Origin of the sequence: Arthrobacter sp. YN, assembly GCF_002224285.1 — a bacterium.
Lineage (GTDB): Bacteria > Actinomycetota > Actinomycetes > Actinomycetales > Micrococcaceae > Arthrobacter.
Genome location: NZ_CP022436.1, coordinates 1,497,051 through 1,518,740, shown reverse-complemented (window position 1 = coordinate 1,518,740; position 21,690 = coordinate 1,497,051). Strand labels below are relative to the sequence as shown.

Annotated in this window: 19 protein-coding genes; 8 read left to right on the top strand and 11 right to left on the bottom strand. The window is 63.7% G+C overall.

Annotated features, from left to right (window positions below; translation table 11 throughout):
* Positions 1-5: 5 nt before the first annotated feature.
* Positions 6-1,838, top strand: a complete 1,833-nt coding sequence (locus CGK93_RS06970) for an AMP-dependent synthetase/ligase (protein WP_089594198.1) — start codon at positions 6-8, stop codon at positions 1,836-1,838.
* 152 nt (positions 1,839-1,990) lie between these two features.
* Positions 1,991-2,251, top strand: coding sequence for a hypothetical protein (locus tag CGK93_RS06965; RefSeq protein ID WP_089594197.1), 261 nt, complete (start codon positions 1,991-1,993; stop codon positions 2,249-2,251).
* Here CGK93_RS06965 and CGK93_RS06960 read toward each other — a convergent pair.
* Both CGK93_RS06960 and CGK93_RS06955 read right to left on the bottom strand, forming a co-directional pair.
* Positions 2,248-3,447: a TIGR01906 family membrane protein gene (locus tag CGK93_RS06960; RefSeq protein WP_232481567.1), complete on the bottom strand. Its 1,200-nt coding sequence runs from the start codon at positions 3,445-3,447 to the stop codon at positions 2,248-2,250. The genes CGK93_RS06965 and CGK93_RS06960 overlap by 4 nt on opposite strands.
* Positions 3,448-3,586: 139 nt before the next feature.
* A complete protein-coding gene (locus tag CGK93_RS06955) occupies positions 3,587-4,579 on the bottom strand; it encodes a stage II sporulation protein M (RefSeq protein ID WP_089594195.1) in 993 nt (330 codons plus the stop codon).
* Positions 4,580-4,686: 107 nt separating this feature from the next.
* On the opposite strand from CGK93_RS06955, the gene CGK93_RS06950 reads away from it, so the two are divergent.
* Complete coding sequence (locus CGK93_RS06950; RefSeq protein WP_089594194.1) at positions 4,687-5,490, top strand: RDD family protein; 804 nt, start codon at positions 4,687-4,689, stop codon at positions 5,488-5,490.
* A gap of 120 nt (positions 5,491-5,610) precedes the next feature.
* Here the strand turns inward: CGK93_RS06950 and CGK93_RS06945 are convergent, their stop codons facing one another.
* The 5 genes from CGK93_RS06945 to CGK93_RS06920 all read right to left on the bottom strand — a co-directional run bounded on the left by CGK93_RS06945 (position 5,611) and on the right by CGK93_RS06920 (position 10,239).
* A complete protein-coding gene (locus CGK93_RS06945; RefSeq protein WP_089594193.1) occupies positions 5,611-6,447 on the bottom strand; it encodes a pentapeptide repeat-containing protein in 837 nt (278 codons plus the stop codon).
* 187 nt (positions 6,448-6,634) lie between these two features.
* The gene (locus CGK93_RS06935; protein WP_089594191.1) at positions 6,635-7,855 is read right to left on the bottom strand and encodes a L,D-transpeptidase; all 1,221 of its coding nucleotides are present in this window, start codon (positions 7,853-7,855) and stop codon (positions 6,635-6,637) included.
* A gap of 119 nt (positions 7,856-7,974) precedes the next feature.
* On the bottom strand, positions 7,975-9,453 hold the full coding sequence (gene ahcY, locus CGK93_RS06930) for an adenosylhomocysteinase (RefSeq protein WP_089594190.1): 1,479 nt from the start codon (positions 9,451-9,453) through the stop codon (positions 7,975-7,977).
* Positions 9,454-9,498: 45 nt separating this feature from the next.
* Positions 9,499-9,717: a Trm112 family protein gene (locus tag CGK93_RS06925; protein ID WP_089594189.1), complete on the bottom strand. Its 219-nt coding sequence runs from the start codon at positions 9,715-9,717 to the stop codon at positions 9,499-9,501.
* A 144-nt stretch (positions 9,718-9,861) separates the two neighbouring features.
* Positions 9,862-10,239: a DUF3499 domain-containing protein gene (locus CGK93_RS06920; protein ID WP_198318377.1), complete on the bottom strand. Its 378-nt coding sequence runs from the start codon at positions 10,237-10,239 to the stop codon at positions 9,862-9,864.
* Between the two features lie 142 nt (positions 10,240-10,381).
* On the opposite strand from CGK93_RS06920, the gene CGK93_RS06915 reads away from it, so the two are divergent.
* Positions 10,382-10,900 carry a metallopeptidase family protein gene (locus CGK93_RS06915; RefSeq protein ID WP_089594187.1) on the top strand — a complete coding sequence of 173 codons (519 nt, stop codon included), beginning with the start codon at positions 10,382-10,384 and terminating at the stop codon, positions 10,898-10,900.
* Between the two features lie 6 nt (positions 10,901-10,906).
* On the opposite strand, the gene CGK93_RS06910 is transcribed toward CGK93_RS06915, so the two are convergent.
* Genes CGK93_RS06910 through CGK93_RS06900 form a run of 3 tightly spaced genes read right to left on the bottom strand, consistent with a single transcriptional unit; the run spans position 10,907 to position 16,465 of the window.
* Entirely contained in the window at positions 10,907-12,544 is a 1,638-nt protein-coding gene (locus CGK93_RS06910; RefSeq protein ID WP_089594186.1) for a DUF5719 family protein, read from the bottom strand.
* Positions 12,537-15,890 carry a glycosyltransferase family 2 protein gene (locus tag CGK93_RS06905; RefSeq protein WP_198318376.1) on the bottom strand — a complete coding sequence of 1,118 codons (3,354 nt, stop codon included), beginning with the start codon at positions 15,888-15,890 and terminating at the stop codon, positions 12,537-12,539. The genes CGK93_RS06910 and CGK93_RS06905 overlap by 8 nt, the downstream gene beginning before the upstream one ends.
* Before the next feature lie 29 nt (positions 15,891-15,919).
* Complete coding sequence (locus CGK93_RS06900) at positions 15,920-16,465, bottom strand: WhiB family transcriptional regulator (protein ID WP_081733423.1); 546 nt, start codon at positions 16,463-16,465, stop codon at positions 15,920-15,922.
* A 378-nt stretch (positions 16,466-16,843) separates the two neighbouring features.
* Between CGK93_RS06900 and CGK93_RS06895 the strand changes: the two genes are divergently transcribed.
* On the top strand, positions 16,844-17,539 hold the full coding sequence (locus tag CGK93_RS06895; RefSeq protein WP_089594184.1) for a TIGR03089 family protein: 696 nt from the start codon (positions 16,844-16,846) through the stop codon (positions 17,537-17,539).
* On the opposite strand, the gene CGK93_RS06890 is transcribed toward CGK93_RS06895, so the two are convergent.
* Positions 17,526-18,089, bottom strand: a complete 564-nt coding sequence (locus tag CGK93_RS06890) for a GtrA family protein (protein ID WP_089594183.1) — start codon at positions 18,087-18,089, stop codon at positions 17,526-17,528. The genes CGK93_RS06895 and CGK93_RS06890 overlap by 14 nt on opposite strands.
* Positions 18,090-18,280: 191 nt before the next feature.
* Here CGK93_RS06890 and CGK93_RS06885 point away from each other — a divergent pair, with 191 nt between their 5' ends.
* Genes CGK93_RS06885 through CGK93_RS06875 form a run of 3 tightly spaced genes read left to right on the top strand, consistent with a single transcriptional unit; the run spans position 18,281 to position 21,665 of the window.
* Positions 18,281-19,468 carry a 5-(carboxyamino)imidazole ribonucleotide synthase gene (locus CGK93_RS06885; protein ID WP_089594182.1) on the top strand — a complete coding sequence of 396 codons (1,188 nt, stop codon included), beginning with the start codon at positions 18,281-18,283 and terminating at the stop codon, positions 19,466-19,468.
* Complete coding sequence (gene purE, locus CGK93_RS06880; protein ID WP_089594181.1) at positions 19,465-20,028, top strand: 5-(carboxyamino)imidazole ribonucleotide mutase; 564 nt, start codon at positions 19,465-19,467, stop codon at positions 20,026-20,028. Before CGK93_RS06885 ends, purE begins: the two co-directional genes overlap by 4 nt.
* Positions 20,029-20,048: 20 nt before the next feature.
* Entirely contained in the window at positions 20,049-21,665 is a 1,617-nt protein-coding gene (locus CGK93_RS06875) for an LCP family protein (protein ID WP_089594180.1), read from the top strand.
* The last annotated feature ends 25 nt before the right edge of the window (positions 21,666-21,690 follow it).

Sequence of the window (21,690 nt, the reverse complement as noted above, 5' to 3'; positions counted from 1 at the left end):
AAGCAGTGAGGGAAGCCAGCACGGAGCTTCTGGTCGAGGCCCACCCTGACACCAATGTGACGGACCTCCTCCTGGAACGCTGTGCCAAGGATCCGTTCGGCATCCTGTACGCCCACAAGACGGCGAACGGTTGGCTGAATGTATCCGCGGCCAGGTTCCTTGCCGATGTCACTGCCCTCGCAAAAGGACTGATCGCTGGAGGCCTCAACCCCGGCGACCCCGTAGCGGTCCTCTCCCGGTCGAGTTTCGAGTGGACCTTGGTGGACTTCGCCATCTGGATGGCCGGCGGCGTGACCGTGCCCATTTACGAGACGTCGTCCCCGAGCCAGATCGAGTGGATCCTGGCCGATTCAGGCGCCCGGCGCATCTTCGTGGAGGACACGGCCAAAGCCGATCTCGTCCACGCCGTGGTGAACCGGTCCACGGCACTCGGGGACGATCCCGTGGCGATCATGCGGATGGAGCACGACGGCGACGCCCCCAACCTGACCAGCGTCTCCGCCGTCGGGGTCGGCATCATGGACGCCGAGCTGGAGCGCCAGCGCAGCGCAGCGAATCTCGCCGACATCGCGTCAATCGTCTACACGTCCGGAACCACCGGCAAGCCCAAAGGCTGCGAAATCACCCACGGCAACTTTGTCCTGGTGGCACGGAATGTCATCCCGTTCCTCCCCGAGCTGCTGATGCAGCAGGGGGCCCGGACGCTGATGTTCCTGCCGTTGGCGCACGTCCTCGCCAGGGCAGTCCAGGTGGTGTGCCTCACCGCGGGCATCACGCTCGGTCACAGCGCGGGTGCCAACGGGCTGATGGCAGACCTCAGTACTTTTAAGCCCACCTTCCTGCTCGCCGTGCCGCGCATCTTTGAAAAGGTGTACGCCGGCGCAGGCCACAAAGCCGCCATGAGCGGAAAGTCGGCGCTCTTCTCCGCAGCGTCAGCAACCGCTGTGGAATATTCGACGGCGGTTGACCTCGCCGCGCGTGGGCAGGGACCCGGTCCGGGGTGGCTTTTGGGCATGAAGCACACCGCGTTCAACAAGCTTCTCTATCCCAAGGTGCGCGAGGTTTTCGGCGGGAACGTGGGCTACACCGTCTCCGGTGCCAGTCCCCTGAGCCTCCGGGACAACCATTTCTTCCATGGTGCCGGCGTTCCCGTGCTGGAAGGCTACGGGCTGACCGAGACCACTGCGCCTTGCACCGTTAACACTCCCAGCATGACCCGTATCGGTACCGTCGGAATCCCCCTTCCCGGCACCACCATCCGGGTGGCCCAGGACGGGGAGGTGCTGGTCAAGGGCATTGGCGTCTTCAAGGGCTACCACGCCAATGAAGCGGCCACCGAAGCTGCGTTTGTTGATGGCTTCTTCCGCACCGGCGACCTCGGCGAACTCGACGCCGATGGCTTCCTGACCATCACCGGCAGGAAGAAGGACCTCCTGGTCACTGCCGGTGGCAAGAACGTGGCCCCCGCACCTTTGGAGGAGAAGCTCCGCGAGCACCCTCTGGTGGGCCAGGCCGTGGTGGTGGGCGACGGCCGTCCCTTCGTCGCCGCACTGGTGAGCCTGGACCCTGAGGGACTTGCCGACTGGTGCGCCGAGAACAAGGTCGGTGATCTGTCACCTGCCGAAGCGGCCGGGGACGCCCGTGTGCAAGCGGCCGTTCAGTCCGCAGTGGATGAGGCCAACAAGCTCGTCTCCGCGGCCGAGTCCATCCGGAAGTTCGCATTCATCACAGCCGAACTCAGTGTCGAGTCGGGGCACCTGACGCCTTCCCTAAAACTGAAGCGGGCCGCTGTGCTCAACGACTTCCCTGCCGCTGTGGAGAAGCTCTACGAAAAGTAGCGCCACCACTTAGACCGCATCGAATCACCACCTAGTACAACCGAATCAGCACCTAATTCGGCCCACATCGCCACCTATTTCGGCACCATCTCCCTAGGTGCCGATGTTGCCCCCGTAGCGTTGCCCTCACGAAGGTTGACCAGCAGAACGTCGTGATCGCCTTCTGCGACATCTTCAAACGGACACTGCCCAGAGATGAAATCGCAACGTTGACCACGGACAACGCCGCCGGTCCCAGCGGGTACGGGCTCCGATACATGGGGCCCGGCATGGTCGGGTACCTCGTCGGCGGTCCCGAGATCAAAATCGAGTTGAAAAACGGCAAGACCGTCATCGCCAGCACAGATCGCCCTGAGCAGCTTGTTCGTGTTCTGGCGCCCCCACAGGGCACGCCGTGGAGCCGGCTCCGCTAGCGCTTGGCGTCAGCTGATTCTCTGCTGAGGTTGTCCGCTTCATCTGTAACAGCGTCATCGTCCGAGACCTCGGCTTGGTCAACCGTTGTGTCAGCACCCCGACGCCGCTTGGTGGGCCACGTGAAGATGAACGTCACCGTCGCCACGAGGAAGACCAGCGCGCCGATGACGATGCCCGCGTCTATCCAGAACTGTCCCGGGAAGAGCCGGATGAGGGTGTCTTCCAGCGAGAACGTCCAGGTTCCATTGGCGAAGAAGATCCGGTGGAACTCGGTGAAGAACTGCTGCCAGCTCAATGCCGCCAGGACAGCGAGGCCAATGATGATGACCAGTGTGACGATGGATCCGGCAAAGAGTCCTCGACGGATTCCGCCGTTGCTGCGCTTCCGCAGGTACAGGATGGCGATGATGCTGAGGATGATGAGGAGCAAGCCTGCACCGAAGGACGACAGGATGACCAGCTTGACGTCAGCCATGTGCGCCACTTCGCTGTCCTTGAAGAGCTTGGCACCGTCCTGGTGGACCAAGCCACCCAGGTAGCGGGGACCTGCCCAGTTGCTGAGGTAGTCCACGGCGTACGAGCCGTAGGTCATACGGTCATCAGTGCTGAAACCATAGCCGTCGCCCGGGAAACCCGGCCGGTTGTACTCCACCCACAGGAACAAGGGGCTGGTGACCGCCCGAACGGCGAGCACCAGGAGGATCACCGGGTAGAAGACGGCCAACAGGACTTGGAAAACCCGCGGTCCGATTGGCTTCACCTTTGCGGCTTGCTCACGTTCCGCGTTGCGTCGGGCCACTTCGTCTTCCGGCGGTCGGACCTGAAGGGCCGACGTCGGCAAAGGTTCCGAATAGGGCGACTCCTGCTTCTCAGCGGAGTTGCCCGCAAGAGTGTCAGCGAACAGCGGGGGTTCCGGCTCGACGTCGGCCGCTTCTGCAGCTTTCCGGTGGGCGCGGCTTTCAGGCTGCCCGCCGGCGGGCGTCGCGGTAGTGGGAGCAGCCCCCGTGGTGGAAGGCGTGGTCGCAGCTGCCGGCCCCGCTTTACCCGGCGTGGGCGCGGGCGTGGCCGCCGTGGCGGGAGCCGCCGCAGTGGCACCACCGGAGGTCTTCGGCTTCATCCAGTCGAAGGCCGGTTCGTTGGGGTCCTCGTGGACGTCCGTGTCCGGTTCTTGTGGTTTTGGGCTCTTGTTGCTCACAGCGGTTTCACTTCCGTAGGCATCCACCGGCGAATGCGTACTGCCGGCTCTCTTGTCTGCATTCGAGCCTACCGCCCGGCCTTCCGCCGACACGCTGTGCCACCCCGGCTGCGCCCAGATCGAAACGTAACTGTAAGGTCTACGCAGCGATGCTGCGATATCCGGCGTCGTTCGCGTCCAGGTCCCCGGTAACACCGGTCCGTGCGGCCCTGCCACCGAGCACCAACGTGTAGACCCAATACCCGGCCAGAACCAGGGCACCGATAGTGATCTTCGCCCACACGGGCAGTGGGCTGGGCGTCACGAATCCCTCCACCATTCCGGAAACGAGCAGGACCAGCACCAACCCCAGCGCAATCGTGATCAGGGAACGCCCCTCGTCAGCCACAGCCTGCAGCCGTGTACGGGGCCCCGGCCGCACCATGGCCCAGAAGATCTTAAGGCCCGCTGCACAGGCGATGAACACTGCAGTCAGTTCCATCAGTCCATGCGGAAGGATGTAGCTGAAGAAGACATCCATCTTCCCCGTCGCCAGGAAGAGTCCCGCGGCGATGCCCAGGCCTTGGGCATTCATGAACAGGATGTACGGCACCCAGAATCCGGTGACTCCGAACGCCACGGCCTGGGCAGAAATCCAGGCGTTGTTGGTCCACACGGCGCCGGCAAATGAGGCAGCCGGGTTCTCCGAGTAGTAGTCGATGAAGTCTTCGTCCACATACTGCTGGATCCTGGCATCACTGCCCACCGCCCTCAGCGCCTCCGCCGACGTTCCAATCCACAGGGCGTACGCCCCTGCCACCACCACGAAAGCCAGTCCGCACCACAGGGTCAACCAGCGGATCCGGTAGAACGCCGCGGGCAAGGAGATAACGAAGAACCGGGCCAGGTCCTCCATGAAATTCGAGCGCGCCCCCGTGAACCGGGTCCGGGCCTGTGCCAGCCCTGCGGACAGCGTGGCGGACAACGCTGTCTCCGGAGCCACCGAGCGGATCAGGGACAAATGCCCTGACACCGTCTGATAGAGCCGCAACAACTCATCGGCTTCGGCTCCAGTGAGACGGCGCTTATGCGCAAGAAAATGAAGCCTGGACCATTTGTCCCCATGTACGGCCGAGAAGGCGTCGATGTCCACGGCACCACCCTAGCGCCTCAGTCCACGCACGGGGTGGGTCCCGCCGCTAGACTCGGTGATGCGGGCACGCCAAGCGCCCGCAGCGTTTGCGAGGCATGGGGGCTGGCATGAGTTCAATCATCACAGGCGAGGCAGTAGTCCTCGAGCTGCGACCGGCATCCTTTGCTGCCCGCGCGCTGGGACTCATCCTCGACGTCATCTCGCAGGTAGCCCTCGCGATACTGCTGATCATCCTCATCAGCATGGCATCGGAGGACCTCGACGACGCCGCAATCCGCGCACTGATCCTCAGCAGCGTCGTGTTTTCCATCGTCATTGTGCCCGTCGCCGTGGAAACCCTCACCCGTGGACGATCCCTGGGGAAGCTCGCAACAGGACTTCGCATAGTGCGCGACGACGGCGGTTCCATCCGCTTCCGGCACGCCGTCATCCGGGGGCTGCTTGGCGTCCTTGAGATCTATCTGACCTTTGGCGGCCTCGCGATCGGGGTGGCACTGTTCAACGACAAATCCAAGCGCCTCGGCGACATCGTGGCCGGCACCTACTCGCTCCGCCAGCGGGTTCCCTCAAAACCGCGCATCATGCCCGTAGCACCGCACTACCTCCAAGCCTGGGCCGCCATGGCGGACATCGGCAGGGTCCCGGACGCCACTGCACGAAGGGCCGGTACCTTCGTGCAGCAGGCCTACCTCATGTCCCCGGAATCCCGGGTCGCCATGGCCACGGCCATCGCCTCCGAACTGGCCAAATACGTGGCCCCTCTCCCGCCCTCCGGGACCATCGCCGAGGACTACATCGGCGCCGTCCTCGGGGAACGACGCAACCGCGAACTTGTGCGACTGCGCCAGGCGGAGAAGCGGAACGCGACCGTAGGCGAGCGACTACAAAAGCTGCCGTTCACTGACGTTTAGTGTTGGTGCCCCAGTTGACCTCGGCCGGTGGCCGGCATCCTCGGCGTGCTCGCTCGTTCCTCGCTTAGACGCACGCTGCCGGATACCGCCCACCAGCCGATTACCGCCGCATCAGCCAAATCACCAGTGATCCGGTTTTGCGAGTCTTTGTGGCAGGAGGGTGGTGGGGTCGCCTTCGGCGGCGGTGATCTGCGGTTGCGTCAGGTAGAGCGCCCTGGAGAGATCGGCGCCGTGGAGATGGACTCCTCGGAGGTCGGCTCCCAGGAGGTCTGCTGCGGTGAGGTCGCTGTTCCTGAGGTTTGCTCCTATCAGGTAGGCACTGCGGAAGTTGGAACCGCAGAGGCGTTGGTTGGCCAGGTTCGCGCCCATCAGGTCGGCGCCGCTGTGTTCACCGTTCCGGTGAGTACCGTCGTCGTGCGTTTGCGTGTCCTCGGCTCTGTAGGAAGCCCGTAGTCCCTCGCTGACCTCCATCAGGAGGGCCCGCACTTCACCATGCAGCGTTTCGACGTCGGTGGCCAGGATAGCTGTTGCGTCGCCTTGGGCGGTGGTTGCTATGCACCCGGACAGATGGCTGGCCGTTGAGGCGAGGTGGGGGTCGAAGGTCCGTTGCTGGGCTTCGGCCAGGTACCAGAGCATTTCGTGGAGTTGCCTCACCACCTTGAACACAGCGAACATCGAGGACGTGGACGAGGGATTGTCCCTCCAGCTGGTTCCGCCAAAGGTGAGCTGGGAGACCACTTGGCCTGCACCGAAGCAATCGAAAACGGTGCAGCCACCGAATCCGCGCGGCCGGAGACGTTGATGGATGGCACAGGAAAAATCGTCGGACATGTTCGGGCAAGGCGTCGCCGCTGGTTTGTCGATGGCAAAGTCAGCCGAGCGGGCGAATCCCAGGGCTGTACAGCAAAGCGCAAAACAGTTGCCGCAGTCCGGGCGAAGGGTTGGTTGAAGAGTCATGTGTGCTCCAGGTGATGAAAGAGGGTCCGGTGGGAAAATCCGGGGAACCCGCTGGCGGGTTCCCTTCAGGGACACCCGGAATCACCGAGGAGGGCAGCACAAAGTGAAGGGCCAACACGTGGTCAGCACAGGACAGATGGGTCAAAGAGCGCAGGTAATAATCACTGCCATCATGATAACCGTTGGGCTAGCGCTGGGCGTAGCTCGCCCACGGGATATTCCAGTCCCCGAAGCCCTCCAGAGGCTCTACTGCGGGGGCTCCGGTGTTGAGGATCTGCACGACGTCGCCGGTCTTCATGTTGTTGAAGAACCAGGCAGCATCTGCGGGCAGCAGTCCCACGCAACCGTGCGAAACGTTGGCAACCCCGATGGAGCTCCAGGCCGCTTCAAGGGCCTGATGGACGTAAACGCCGGACCAGGTCAGCCGGTTGGCGTACTCCACCACCAGCGGCGGGTAGTAGCCCTTGTCACCCGGCTTCAGGCCAATGGTCCCCGCGTTGAAGTTGGAGTGGCGTTCCTGCTCCATGATCACGGCGTAGCCGGTGGGAGACAGCCAGTCTTCGCCGCCGAGCGACACAGGCGCGGTGTGTACCAACTGCCCGTCCGAGTACACGTTCATGGTCTTGGTGTTGTCATCCACTACGGCCACACGCTGGGGTCCGGTAGTGAACGTGGACACCACGTCTGCGTTGCCGATCATCTTGTTGCCAAAGTCGACGCCCAGGAGTTTCATGTCCACTGTGACGGTGGTTCCTGAAGCCCAGAAAGCTTCGGGGCGGATCCGGACCTTCGTGTCCGAATACCAGTGCCAAGCCACCGGCTGGCCGGAGGACACCGTGATGGCCACCCGCTTCTCCATGGCTGCTTTGTCCACCACGGGCTCGCTGAAGTTAATCTCGATGGGCTGGCCGGACCCGGCCGTGGTTCCGTTGCGGGGGTAGATGGAAGCATCGGCCTCGTACGCCGCGGAAACGGTGGTGAAGGTTTGGGTCTTCTTGGTTTCCTTCCCGGCAGTATCAACCACGGTGAAGGAATAGTTGTACTGGGTTTTAAACTTCAGTACTTCCGAGGTAGTCCACGTGCTTCCATCCGGGCTGGTCTTGCCCTGGACAGGTGTGCCCCCGGCTACCGGAGCCAGGACGACGTCTTTGACCTTGCCGTTGACTGCTTTGATCTGCGGGCCCACCACGGGATTCCACTCGATGGCACCGTCCAGCGGGGTAATGCCCAACTCCACGGGCTTTGCTTCCACCGTGGGCGCAGGAGTTGCGGCAGCGCCGCCATCCTGCGGAGAGCCGGCCAGAAGTCCAGGCACAGTAGCGACGCCGATTCCGCCCACGGCAATAGCGGCGCAGATCCCTGCGATGGCAAGGATCTTGCCCTTCTTCCGTTTGGCGACTTCCGTCATGTTTTCCGTCTTCCTGTCCCCCGGCAAGCAATACTGAACACCCAATTCTAGCCGAAAGGCCGGCCACGCTGCTCGCGTGTCCGGCCTTTCGCCATCGATTTGGGTACTGTCGGCCCGCTTTAGTAGCGGTAGTGCTCCGGCTTGTACGGACCGGCAACGTCCAGGTCCAGGTAATCGGCCTGGTCCTTGCTGAGTTCGGTCAGCTCTACACCCAAGGCGTCCAGGTGGAGCCGCGCTACCTTCTCGTCCAGGATCTTCGGAAGCACGTAAACCTGCTTCCCATACTCGCGTTCGCCGGCGGGCTGGTCCTTCTTGGTCCACAGCTCAATCTGCGCGATGGTCTGGTTGGCGAAGGAGTTGCTCATCACGAAGGACGGGTGTCCCGTGGCGTTGCCCAGGTTGAGGAGGCGGCCCTCGGACAGCACGATGATGGACCGCTCGGAATCCGTTCCCTCTTCAAACACCCATTCGTGGACCTGGGGCTTGATCTCCACTTTTTTGACACCAGGGATCTTCGCCAGCCCGGCGATGTCGATCTCATTGTCAAAGTGGCCGATGTTGCCAACGATCGCCTTGTTCTTCATGCCCAGCATGTGCTCGGCCATGATGACGTCCTTGTTGCCAGTGGTGGTGATGAAGATGTCACCTTGGGCCAGAACCGTCTCCAGCTTGGCAACCTGGTAGCCGTCCATGGCGGCCTGCAAGGCGCAAATGGGATCGATTTCGGTGACGATGACGCGGGAGCCCTGGCCACGCAGGGCCTCTGCAGCGCCCTTGCCGACGTCGCCATAACCACAGACGACAGCTACTTTGCCGCCCATGAGGACGTCGGTAGCACGGTTGATGCCATCGGGAAGGGAGTGACGGATGCCGTACTTGTTGTCGAACTTGCTCTTGGTGACAGAGTCGTTGACGTTGATGGCCGGGAACAACAGCTTGCCCTGCTCGGCGAGCTGGTACAGGCGGTGGACACCGGTGGTGGTTTCTTCCGTGACACCCTCGATGCGGGCAGCCAGGCGGGTCCACTTCTGCGGATCAGCTGCCAGGGTCCTGCGGAGGAGGTCCAGGATGAGGACGTATTCTTCCGGGTCCTCCTCAGTGGCGGTGGGAACGGCGCCGGCGGCCTCGAAATCCACGCCCTTGTGCAGCAGCAGCGTGGCGTCGCCGCCGTCGTCGAGAATCATGTTGGGGCCCAACTCGGGGTTGGTGTCGGCGCCGGGCCAGGTGAGGATCTGCTCCGCAGTCCACCAGTACTCCTCCAGCGTCTCGCCCTTCCAGGCGAAGACCGGAACACCCTGCGGATCTTCCGGGGTACCCTTACCGACCACGACGGCGGCAGCGGCTTCGTCCTGGGTGGAGAAGATGTTGCAGGAAGCCCACCGAACCTCAGCGCCGAGGGCCGTGAGGGTCTCGATGAGGACCGCCGTCTGGACGGTCATGTGCAGCGAGCCGGCGATCCGGGCGCCCTTGAGCGGCTGCGAAGCACCGAATTCGGCGCGGAGGGACATCAGGCCCGGCATCTCGTGCTCGGCAAGGCGGATCTGGTGGCGGCCAGCCTCCGCAAGGGTGATGTCAGCCACTTTGAAGTCGAAAGTCATGGAAGTCCTTAGGGGTACCGTGCGGATTGAGTGAAGAAGTGTGGGTTAGGCCTTGGAATCGTGCTGGCCGGAGGTGGCTGCATGGGCCGCGGCGAGGAGCTCGGGCGGCAAGAGCAGCGGGATGCCGTCCTCAATTGCGTAGCGGAGCTTTTCCCCGGTGGAGTTTCCAGCGGTGGAAACCAACTCCTCACCCTCCTGGACCAGCGGTGAACCCGTCACGGGGCAGCGCAGGATGGACAACAGTTCAGGACTGACCTTTGGCATGAATGATGCTCCCTGGGTGGCGCCGTCGTGGCGCAGGTGGCGGATGTTATCGGCAGATTCCAGACTACCGCGCAGGATCAGCCTGTTTGGAGCAGGGCGACGAATTGCGTCTGACGCAGAAACAGGACACCACAGCGAACCGGGTCAGGAGGGTTCGCGGAGGATACGCAGGTGGCCGCGTCGGGTTCCCTCGATCGCTGCAGGCGGCTCCATCTGCCCGTGGCTGTGCCGGGCAGGATTTTCGGGAGCCGCTGAGGCTGCCTCGCGGACGGCATTGGCAAGGGCCAGGAGGTCGTCGGGCCCAGGTTCAGGCGGTGTGGCAGGCATCGCCAGGCGCAGGACTTCCCAGCCACGCGGGACCGTCAGGCTCTCTGCGTGTTGTGAGCAAAGATCATAGGCGTGCGGTTCGGCATACGTAGCCAGGGGACCAAGGACGGCGGTCGACTCGGCGTACACGTACGTCAAAGTGGCCACCGCCGACTGGCGGCAGGCTGATCTTGAACATTGACGAATAGCACCCACAACATCCCAGATTAGCGCCAACTGGCGACAGAGTTGCGCATTGGCTGCCCGTGGCTCCCTGAACCCGACGGCTCATCAGCAACTCCGGCGCGCTGCAGGCCATGATGTCGCGCTGGCGGTTCCTCGGGACTAAAGTCGATATATGCAGTCACAGCCACATGTTCCCGGATTCACCATCCGGTGGACTGACGCCGATGGCGATCAGGCAGAGCAACCCGCCGGTTCGGGTGTGCGCGGTTTCCGGCGGCGCCGGCGCAACCGGCATGGGCGGGGACTGCGTGGAGAGCTGATGCTCCCCAGCCTTCCCGGCTTCCGCACCCGCGCAGAGCGCTTCGATGACATGGTGCTGGACTCCGCAGAGCGGCTTCAGGACATGTGGGGTAAGCAGCTTGACGGCGTCCTTTTTGCCGTCGATGAGATCCCGCCCAATCTGGAACAACTTGTTGCCATGGGAAGCACCGCTCCCCTCGGCTCTTATACGCCTGGTGGTCGTGGCGAGGCCCCCATGATCACCGTGTACCGCAGGGTAGTGGAACAAGGCTGCACCACCCGCGAGGAACTGCAGGACCTGGTGCATGACGTCGTGGTGGAGTACACCGCTGAAATGCTGGGCGTGCCCCCGGAGACGCTGGATCCCGTATACCGCCGCCGGTATCAGTAACGCCCCCTAGTAGCCCACGGAGACAGGGACCTTCTCGAGTCCCGCGGCTGCGTCCTGGATGGCTACTACCGAGATGTCCGGACGGCCTTGCGTGCCAAGGACCAGTGCGCCATAGATGGGGTCACCGGAGGCTGACACTACATACCCCGCTACCACCGAATCGCCGGACTTTGAGGGAAGTTCGATCAACGAGGTGGTGCCGCCGGACATGTCAACGTCAACGGATTTGCCCACTGCGCCGTCTGTGGTGACGGGGGCATAGGTGACCGTGCCCCTCCCCTCGGGGACACCGAAACTCAGGTACCGCTGCCCATTGCGTGGTACCGCCACGAGGTGCTGGCTGCCGAGACGGGCCGAGGACGGAGACCACGCGAAGTCAGTGGCTTCCTCCGCTTTGGCTCCCCGCGTGACCCGGGCCGAGGCCACGAAGGCAACGTCCGAGCTGGCCCTGACGGTGTAGGTGCCGGCAGGGATGCCTTCCAGGTTCACGGTGGCTACTGATCCGCCCTTGACAGTCACCACTCCGCCGCTGGGAATCTTGCGTTCGCCGTTGGCCCCGTACAGGCTGACCTGCACTACGGCATCGGTGGAGCCGGGAACGGCGATCTGCAGGGCGGGTGCTGCGTCGGCGAAACCGGGCTTGGTGGCGAGCGCCTTCGTGGCCGCCGGGTCCTGGATATCGACGCCGGACATGACCTGCAGGCTCGAGGCCCCTGAGCCCGGCGAAAGGTATTCGACGCCGCCGGGAGCGAGTCCGCGCAAGACGCTTTGCTGAATGGTCGCAGCCACCGGACCACCCGTGCTGCGAACGTGGACGGCCAGTTCACCTTCGCTGGGAGCCAGGCCTGCGAGGTTCACCGAGCGGGTGGTTCCGGGAGGTACCAGGAGTCCGCGTGCCCCCGGCGCCTGGATCTGGCCCTTCTCCCCAAACAGGTCCAGGTTCACCGTGGCCGGAGTCTCCGAAGCGTTGCTCAGGTTAAGGACTGCCGTACGGCCCACTGCCGTGTTGGCCCCCAGCAGCCAGGCGTCGTTTCCCGGTGATTGGCATTGGGCTGACGCCAGGCCGCGAAGATCTCCATCGGTGGCGGCGTAGCTGAGATTGGCAGCGAGGGAGGCCTGCTCATTCCCCAAGGGATCCGCTCCCACTACGGCCGGAGCCGTCACCGGGGAAATCGAGGCCACACCGGCAGACAACACCGGAGGTCCGGCCGTTGGCGTGGGAGTACTGGCCGGCGCTTTGGCGATCTCAGCAACTGCGTCACCTTCCAGCGACGTCACCTTGCTTCCAGGGACCGTACCGGCCGGATTGCTCAGCACCACTGCGTTGAGGGCGCTGACGGCGGTAGTGGAGACAGGACTGAAGTCTGCATCCGTTCCCACCACCGTTCCATTGACCAGCCTCGCGGGTTCCGGGCACACCCCCAGTGCGCGGCCTGCCGGAACATCGGCTTGCCGGATGTCCATGGTGGTCCCGCCGGATGGTTCGGGCATCATCGACGTCGCCGCAACAGCACCACCACCGGCGGCCAGGATGACCACTGCGGAGAGGACACCAGTGACGACGCCCCGGTTGGAACTTCGCGAGCCCTTGCTGGAACTGCGCGACGGTTTTTCGTCGACAGGCTGCTTCTGGTCCTCAGACACTGCTGTACTCCTTACGGAGGGAGACTTCATCCCTCGACATGCCGGTTCGGGTGCGCCGCGCGGGCATCGGTATGGCCAACAGGAGCGTCAGCCCGATCACCACGGCCTGCAAAATGCCGAACCACAAAGCCCAGGGGTTGGTATAACGGATCTCCAGCTCGCCGCCGTTGGCCGGGAGCTCAAAGGCCTGCGACCATCCGGACGTGGCAGCCTTGAGTTGCTTTCCATCCATCGAGGCCGTCCAGCCGGGATCCGACCGTTCGGCAAGAACTAGCTTGCGGCCCTCGCCACCCGCAGGGACGGTAGCGTCCACGGACACTTCCCCTGCCGGCAGGTTGGCCATCGTCTTGCCCTCGGCATCAATGATCCTGACGCGGTGCGCGGCTTCAGCAGCTGTAGCGGCAGGCTGGTTCCGTGGCGAGACACGCCACAGCCATCCGGCGTCGGTCTGCCCAACGGCAACCAGGCCCGGGACGGCGTCGATCCTGCTCGCCGTCAACTGGGCTGCGTTATCCGCAGCCTTCAGGACCACGAATCCGGCCCCCAGCTGTTCCAGGTCTGCGCGGGGGTCCACTCCACTGCTGGCCACAATGGTGGCCACTGCGCGTCGAAGCGAGGCTGTGGCGGCGTCGTCCTCCACAATTTCTTCGCGACCCGGTGCACCGATGATGGTGCGGGCCGATGCGATGGTGGACAGGCTGTCCAGGGTGGTGCCGGCGCCGCGCATCAACGAGGAAGTAAACGCTCCCTGCTCGCCGCTGGTAATGACCAGCGTGCGGGTACGTTCCGGGCCCTGCCCGCGATCGACGGCGGTGGCCGGCAAGGTGCCGGAGTCCACCGGCCATACCTGGCGTTCAGCCCCAAGGGACGACGTCGGTTCGGCCGCGTTGGGTGAGGTCGATGCCCCGGGCGCGGGCGAAGGCTGAAGGACGTTCTGACCTGCCCAAGCGCCCATACCCGCAAGGGGCCCAGCCACGAGGAGCGTCAGGACCAGTCCGGAAGCCACGCGCCGCATGGGCAGTTTTGGGCCACTGGAATCGGTCATACGGCGCGGTGCGGAGAAGAGCTTGTCTGCGCCAATGACCGCGGCACCGAGCAGCAACATGCCGGCCGCCGACACCGCGGGGCCGGTGAAAGGGCCAACGATGACGTTGTTGTTGACACCGGTGGCTACATGCCCCACCAACCAGCCACTCGCCAACGTGGCAAGTGCGGCCACCCAGAACACCCTTGCCAGGGCCGTCCGCTTGCCGGGCAGGAACAGTGCCGTCACTGCCAGAATCAGGACCGGCGCACTGACCAACAGCGCCAGCAACAAAGCCCAGGGTACGGCGCCAGGACCAAAGAACGACAAACCGGTCAGGCCGCCGTCGAGGTCGAATGCCAAGGGCTGCCCGAGTAGTTGCTGCCAGAACGGGGCGGCTTCGAAGGTCAATGGCAGTCCGGGATCAGCCAGCAGGGCGCGGGGCCTGTCCAGCACGGAAATTCCGTAAGGCACGAACAAGGCGACTGTGGGCAGGAGTGACCACCACAGCGTCTTGCCGCGCTGCCCCAGGATGACGGCCGCAAGGATCACCGCAACAACAATCGGCCCCAAAAGCGACGGTGCCGAGGCAGTCACAATGGCCATGACCAGCCCTCCGGCCGCGGCAGCGGTCCAGGACGGCGTTCCGTTAATGCCCGGTTTCCCGAGAATCGGAGCAGGCCGCCTGCTCAGTGAGGAGACGGGGTGTGAATGCACGTGGCCGATCGCAGATCCGGAGGCGCGCAACAGTGACAGCAGCAACAGCGGCATCATCACATGGGCAACCAAGGCGCCCGCGCGGCCCTCATTAATCGCGACCAGCAGAGCGGGGGCGGCAGACCACGCCAAGGCAGCAACAGTCCGGAAACGACGCTTGGTGGTCAAAGCGCCCGCTGCGAACCATGCGCCAACAGCGGACAGCGGCATGGCAAGGATCAGCAGCCAAGCCATGGCCGAGTTGCCGTTTCCCCCGCCAAAAACGGACAGCAGCCACAGCACGTATCCGAAGGGATCCCCGTGCCCGGGCAATCCCGCGCCGAGGGAAATCCACCACGTGGAGGCATTGGCCCAGATGTCTCCAGGCGTTGCAGAGAGCGGGATGAGGCCGCCACCGGCCACGACGCCGGAGCGGAGCAGCCCAAGCAGTCCAACAAACGCAGCGGCAAGGGCCAGCAGGGCCGCCGCGACGGCGCCTGTTCCCACCCAACCGCGTTCGTTGGTTGCCAACGATGCGAAGTCGTCCGCGGCATCTCCGCTGGGTTCAGGTGCCAGAAGGTCCGAAACTGCGGCCGAGTCGTCACTGGGGCGGATCGCCTCCAGCAAAGACCGCCTGTTGGAACGGACTTCACGGGTTGATGTTTGCAGGCCGCGGACCACCGAACGGTGGACACGGCGCGTCCTTGCGGCAACTCGGCGGCCCCGGGCAATGGCGACCGGCCGAACCAAAGCGGCAACGGTTGCTGTGAACTGCGAGAAGCCGTATCCCGGCTCCTTGACCAGAATGCTCAGCATGAGTCGAACGATGGCGCCGAACAGGGCTCCCACGGCCTGGAACGGGACCTTCCACCAGGGAGTGTGCTTGAGCCGCAGATGAACCTGGGCTTTGCGGGCGGCTGAGGAGGTGCCCAAACCATGGGGCCGGTGCTCTACGTGGAACATCCTGGCGCTCGGAACCACCACCACGCGGTTGCCGGCCAGCCAGTTCCGCCAGCAGAAGTCCACGTCGTCGCCGCTGCCGGGCAGCGCAGGATCAAAGCCCTGCAGCAGCTCCCAGACATCGCGGCGGATCAACATCCCGGCAGAATTCACGGCGAAGGTGTCCGTGCGGGCGTCGTATTGGCCCTGGTCTACTTCGTCGGCATCGATCAGGGTCAGGCGCTCGGCCCAGCGGCTCGTGGAGAGTCCTACGTCCACCAGGTGCCGCTCATTGTCCCAACCGAGCTGCTTGCAACCGGCCACCGTTACCGAAGGGGCCCGTTCCACGGCGTGCAGAAGTTCCGCCAAGGCGTCGGGTGCCGGGGCGGCGTCGTCGTGAAGGAGCCAGATCCAGTCAACAGAGCCGGCGCGGTTTCGGTGGCCATCGCCGGTGGCGTCCTTGTCCTGCGCCAGCTCGTGAAGGCCTGCCTGAACTGCTGCGCCAAAACCGGATTTCGCCTGCTGGAAGGTGGTGACATTGCCCTGGCCGAAAGCTTCGCGAAGCATGTCCAGCGAATTGTCCGTGGAACCTGTATCAATGCCAATGGCGGCATCTGCCGGACGTGTTTGGTCCGACAGTGCCGCCAGTGTCCTGGGGAGATAGTCGCCGCCGTTGTGGGAGACCACAACGGCGGTAACGTGAACTTCCTTGAGAATTAGACCGCTCGCTTCCTAAGCCGACGACGCTCCCGCTCAGAGAGCCCGCCCCAAATACCGAACCGCTCATCATTGGCGAGGGCATACTCCAAGCACTGCGAACGGACGTTGCACGCCCCGCAGACTTTCTTGGCGTCCCTGGTGGAACCACCCTTTTCCGGGAAGAAAGCTTCCGGATCGGTTTGAGCACACAGTGCATCAGTCTGCCAACCAAGTTCACCTTCGTCATCGAAGTCGCCTTGGCCCGGAAGGCCGATCCATACGGGCTGCCCCGGTGTTTCCAGCGGACGACGCACCTCCATGGGAGGGTCGTCCAAGTCTTCTTCCGGCCCTGCAGGCAGATCGCCGATCAGCGCCTCATGTGCAGCCAGGAGGGCAGTTGCCTGATCCTCCAAAGAGTCCTGCACATTCTGGTTGTAGCGGTCTGCCGCTTCCGGATCCGCTGGGTCGACGTACCAATCTCCCGGTACTTCCCGCGAACGGTATTTCACCGACGCATGTTCTGCGACGACTGCATCTTCCTGGATACGCAACGCTTGCCCCATGGCGTCCCTCCTGATTTTGCAGCTGCTGCTTGGATGTGTTTCCGATTCCCGGCGACGTTCCGGATATCTGTGCAGCGGCGTTTGATTACTAATTACACGCGTGTAACTACCCGTCAGTCAAGCTGCGCCGGGATAATAATCAAGAATCCGGAGAAACGTGGGATGCGCCACGCCCAAGATTTCGCCCGTGCCGCTGCGTGTCTCCGCGGAAAACGGGAGGCCCGGATCGGTTTACGTGAACTTTCATTGAATTTCCGCGGAAAATTAAGCCTTGCGATGCGAGGCGCCCACCGACTGGAGAAAATGCCATGTGTCGCAATTCACAATCCCGGTGATTATCCCCCGGACGGCAGGGGGCCACCGTGGCAAGATTGACGCATGAGCATCCCGGCAGCGAACCTGATGACCGCCCTGCGATCCGGCCATTCAACCTCACCACGGCTCACGTGGTACGGGCCTGACTCTGAGCGGGTGGAGCTTTCTGGCCGTGTCCTGGACAATTGGGTGGCCAAGACCAGCAATCTCCTGCAGGACGAGCTGGACGCGGAACCCGGCATGACCATCCGGCTGGACCTCCCCGCGCACTGGAAGTCATTCGTCTGGGCCTTGGCGGCCTGGCAGCTTGGCATGGAGGTGGTCTTTGACCACACCTCCGCGGATCTCCTGGTCACCGACACTCCCGACGACGGCGACGGGTCCGGCTTCGACGCGGTGGTGGCCGTACCTCTCGCGGCACTTGCGATGCGTTGGCCCGGTGAGCTGCCATCCGGCGTCGTGGATTACGCGGCGGAAGTCCGCTCCCATGGCGACGTCTTTATGGCGCACAACGAACCTGCCCCGGGCTTGCCCGCAGTGCGGGGTGCCTCGGAACTCACTCACGAAGCCCTTATCGAGGAGTTTGCGGCTGGCCATGAACCCGGCGTCCGCCTGCTGGTTCGCGCAACAGACGGCTTGGAGAAATGCCTGGCCTCATCACTGGGCGCGTGGCACGGCGACGGCTCGGTAGTGCTGGTGCACCCTGACCTCGAGGTGACCGATCACCTGCTGGAGAACGAGCGGGTCAGCCGTTCTTAACAGACGGCAACTCGCCGGTGCCGGGGTTGGCAGCTCCGGCGTCGCTCTTGGCTTTGTGGTGGAGTTCGATGATCTCGTGGTCATGCGAGAACTCCGGCTCGGCATCCAGTTCTTCGTTGAACACCCAAAAGCGGTAGGCAAAGAAGCGGAAGATGGTGCCCAGGACGAGGCCTACTACGCTGCCGGCGATGAACAGCGAGGGCTTGTCGTTCAGGTCCAGGATGTACTTGGCGAACCACACACAACCGGACGCAATCAGGAGCCCCACCAGGTTCATGATGGCGAACAACACGGCCTCACGGACCACATTCGCCTGTTTGCGGTGGCGGAATGTCCAAAAACGGTTTGCGACCCACGAGAAAACACTTGCAACGATGGTTGCTATGGCCTTGGCCCACACTTCGCTGCCGTGCATCGGTCCCGAGAAAAGCCAGATAAAAACGGCCGAGTCAATGACAAAAGCAACACCGCCGACGGCGCCGAACTTCGCTACTTCGCGCCAAAAAAGCGAGGCGAGTCCGCGGATGCGATCTGCAAGTGTGGTGATCATGACCCTCCATGGCCGTTGAAAAGGTGGGCCGATGGGCCAAGTCCATTTTAGCGCCGATTTCCCCGCACTGCCTTTGAGGTGACTGTGAGAACGCCAATACTGGCGCCCTCATGCCGCCGGAACCTGTGGAAAAGCAGTCGCAAGGGCGGCAGAATCAGTGATCCCGCCGCCGGTTCGGTAGGCTGAACCTTGTGACTTTTCCAGTAATTGGCGTTGTTGGCGGCGGCCAGCTCGCACGAATGATGGCTCCGCCCGCTACCGCCCTGGGCTTCGAACTCCGTGTTTTGGCTGAGGGTGAGGACGTTTCGGCTGTTGCCGCGGTGGCCACAGCCCCGATCGGCGACTACAAGGACCTGAACGCTCTGCTTGAGTTCTCCAAGGGCCTGGACGTGCTGACGTTCGACCACGAGCATGTCCCCTCTGAACACTTGCAGGCCCTTCTGGATGCCGGCGTCAACGTTCAGCCGGGTCCCGATGCGCTGGTCAACGCCCAGGACAAGCTGGTGATGCGGGCTGCAATCGACCGCCTCGGCCTCCCCAATCCAGAGTGGTCCGCAGTCAACAGCGTTGAAGAGCTGGTGGCGTTCGGCGAACGCATCGGCTGGCCCGTTGTCCTGAAGACACCCCGCGGCGGTTACGACGGCAAGGGTGTCAGGATTGTCCACTCAGCAGAGGATGCCGTGGACACCGCCGATTGGTTCCAGGCCATGAGCCCCTTGCTTGCGGAGGCAAAGGTGGACTTCAGCCGCGAACTCTCGGCACTGGTCGCCCGCACGCCCAGCGGCGAATCGCGGGCCTGGCCCGTGGTCCACACCATTCAGGTGGACGGTGTCTGTGACGAAGTCATCGCACCGGCCCAGAACATCCCCGTTGAGGTGGCCGCTGCCGCCGAGGAAGCTGCGTTGCGCATCGCCAACGAGCTTGGCGTCACCGGCGTGATGGCTGCAGAGCTGTTTGAAACGCCGGGTGTCGGAGCAGGCTTCCTCATCAACGAACTTGCCATGCGCCCGCACAATACGGGGCACTGGACGCAGGACGGATCCATTACCAGCCAGTTCGAACAGCACCTTCGGGCTGTGCTGGACCTGCCGCTCGGCGCTACAGACGCGCTGGCGCCCGTAGTGGTCATGAAGAATTTCCTCGGCGGCGAGAACCAGGACCTGTTCAAGGCCTTCCCCATGGCCTTGGCCTACGAACCCGCTGCCAAGGTCCACTCCTATGGCAAGTCCGTTCGTCCCGGCCGCAAGATCGGCCACGTGAACCTCGTAGGCAGTTCGGTTTCCGACGTCGACTCTGTCCGCCAGCGCGCCACGGTCGTGGCCAACATCATCCGCGACGGCCGCAAGCCCGAGCAGACCACTCTTGAGGAGACCGCATGACGTCAGAAGCAACAGCCCCGCTGGTAGGGCTCGTGATGGGTTCGGATTCAGACTGGCCCGTCATGGAAGCTGCAGCGGACGCCTTGGCGGAATTCGGTATCCCCTTTGAGGCGGACGTCGTTTCTGCGCACCGCATGCCCACCGAAATGATCCGCTACGGCCAGACTGCCCACGAGCGTGGACTGCGGGTCATCATCGCCGGTGCCGGCGGTGCCGCCCACCTTCCCGGCATGCTGGCCTCAGTGACACCGCTCCCTGTGATCGGCGTCCCCGTGCCCCTCAAGACCCTGGATGGCATGGACTCCCTGCTGTCCATCGTGCAGATGCCTGCAGGTGTTCCCGTGGCCACGGTCTCCATTGCCGGGGCCCGCAACGCCGGACTCCTTGCTGTCCGGATGCTGGCCTCGGGAACGGACGAACTCGCCGCGAAGCTCCGCGCAGATCTCCTCGATTTTGCCCAGGAGCTCAATGACGTCGCCAGCAAGAAGGGCGAAAACCTGCGCCGCAAAGTAGAGGAAGTCTTCTCCCCTGCCAACGCTTCAGACCGGGGCTCCCGCTAGGAAGGCAGCGGTTGACTACCATGCACAAGACTTCGAATCAGCCCGGTTCCGCCCTGACTGATCCCGTCCGCTATCCGTCCGGGGCCAGCGCCCCGGTGCGGACCAAACGCGCCTTCGTGCTGGTGCTCCTCACGCTCTTTATCCCCGGCAGCGCCCAGATTGTTGCCGGGGACCGAAAACTTGGCCGGGTGGCGCTGCGCGTCACGCTCACCGTGTGGGCACTGGCGCTGGTTACCCTGTTCATCGCGTTGGTGAACCGCACCGTGTTGCTCAGTATTTTTACCCACCCGGTCGGTTCGCTCTTTATCATCGTGGTCCTCGTGGCTTTGGCTCTGGGATGGGCCTATCTGTTCCTCAACACCTTGCGGATCATCAGGCCTGCCCTGCTGGCTCCGGGGATGCGGCCCATCATTGCCGTGGTCCTGGCAGCCTCTACCGTGCTTGCCAGCGGCTCGCTGGGCTACATCGCCTACGTCCTGAACGTCAGCCGGAACGCCATCGGCAGTATCTTCAATGCCGGCCCGGCGATCGATCCCGTGGACGGGCGCTACAACTTCCTCATGATGGGTGGCGACGCCGGGGATGACAGGACGGGCCGCCGCCCGGACAGCCTCTCCGTCATCAGTGTCGACGCCAAGACCGGCGAGAGCGCCATCATCTCCGTCCCCCGCAACCTTCAGAACGCCCAGTTCAGCGAGGGCTCGCCCATGCGGGAGATCTACCCTGAGGGCTACAACTGCGGCGACGAATGCCTCATCAATGCCGTCAATACCGAGGTCACCAACAACTACCAGAACCTCTACCCCGGCGTTGCCGATCCTGGCGCCCAGGCCACGTTGGAGGCGGTTTCCGGCACGCTCGGAATCACGGTCCAGGCCTACGTCCTGGTGGACATGGATGGCTTCGCCAAACTCATCGACGCCATGGGCGGCATCCGCATCAAGGCCGGCGGCTGGGTTCCCATCAGTGGTCCCGTCACCGATGAAGCCAACGGGATCCACGGCATGCCGGACGGCTGGATCCCGGCCGGTGACCAGCACCTGGATGGCTTCCACGCCCTCTGGTACGGCCGCTCCCGGGAATTCGTGGACGACTACGCCCGCATTGCCCGCCAGCAATGCGTACAGCAGGCCATGCTCAAGCAGTTGGATCCGGCCACCCTCCTGACCAAGTTCGAGGACATCGCCAACGCCGGCACCAAGGTTGTTGATTCCAATATTTCTTCCAACCAGCTGGGCAGCTTCGTGGACCTCGCCCTGAAGTCCAAGAACCAGCCCGTCAAGCGGCTCACCATCGGCCCTCCGGACTTCGACGCGTCGTTCTCCACCGTGCCCGACTTCGACCTCATCCACTCCAAGGTCCAGGAAGTCCTGGCGTCATCCAACGCCGCCAAGGCCGATGACGCCGTCGTATCGCCCAACGGCGCAGCTGCCGGCACCATCGTGGCGGCCGGGCCCGTTGCAGGGCGCCTCCCCGCAAGCCAGCTTCCCTCGCCGTCGGCCGATTTCACTCCGGTGACCACCACACCGGACGGCACCCCGATCACCATCGAACTGCTGAACGGCCTCAAAGCCCAGGGCGATGAGCAAGGCATCCGGGATCTCGTAGCCACCAACGGACAGTGCGCACCGCTGTAAGCGTGCAGATCCCCTCCACCCCACG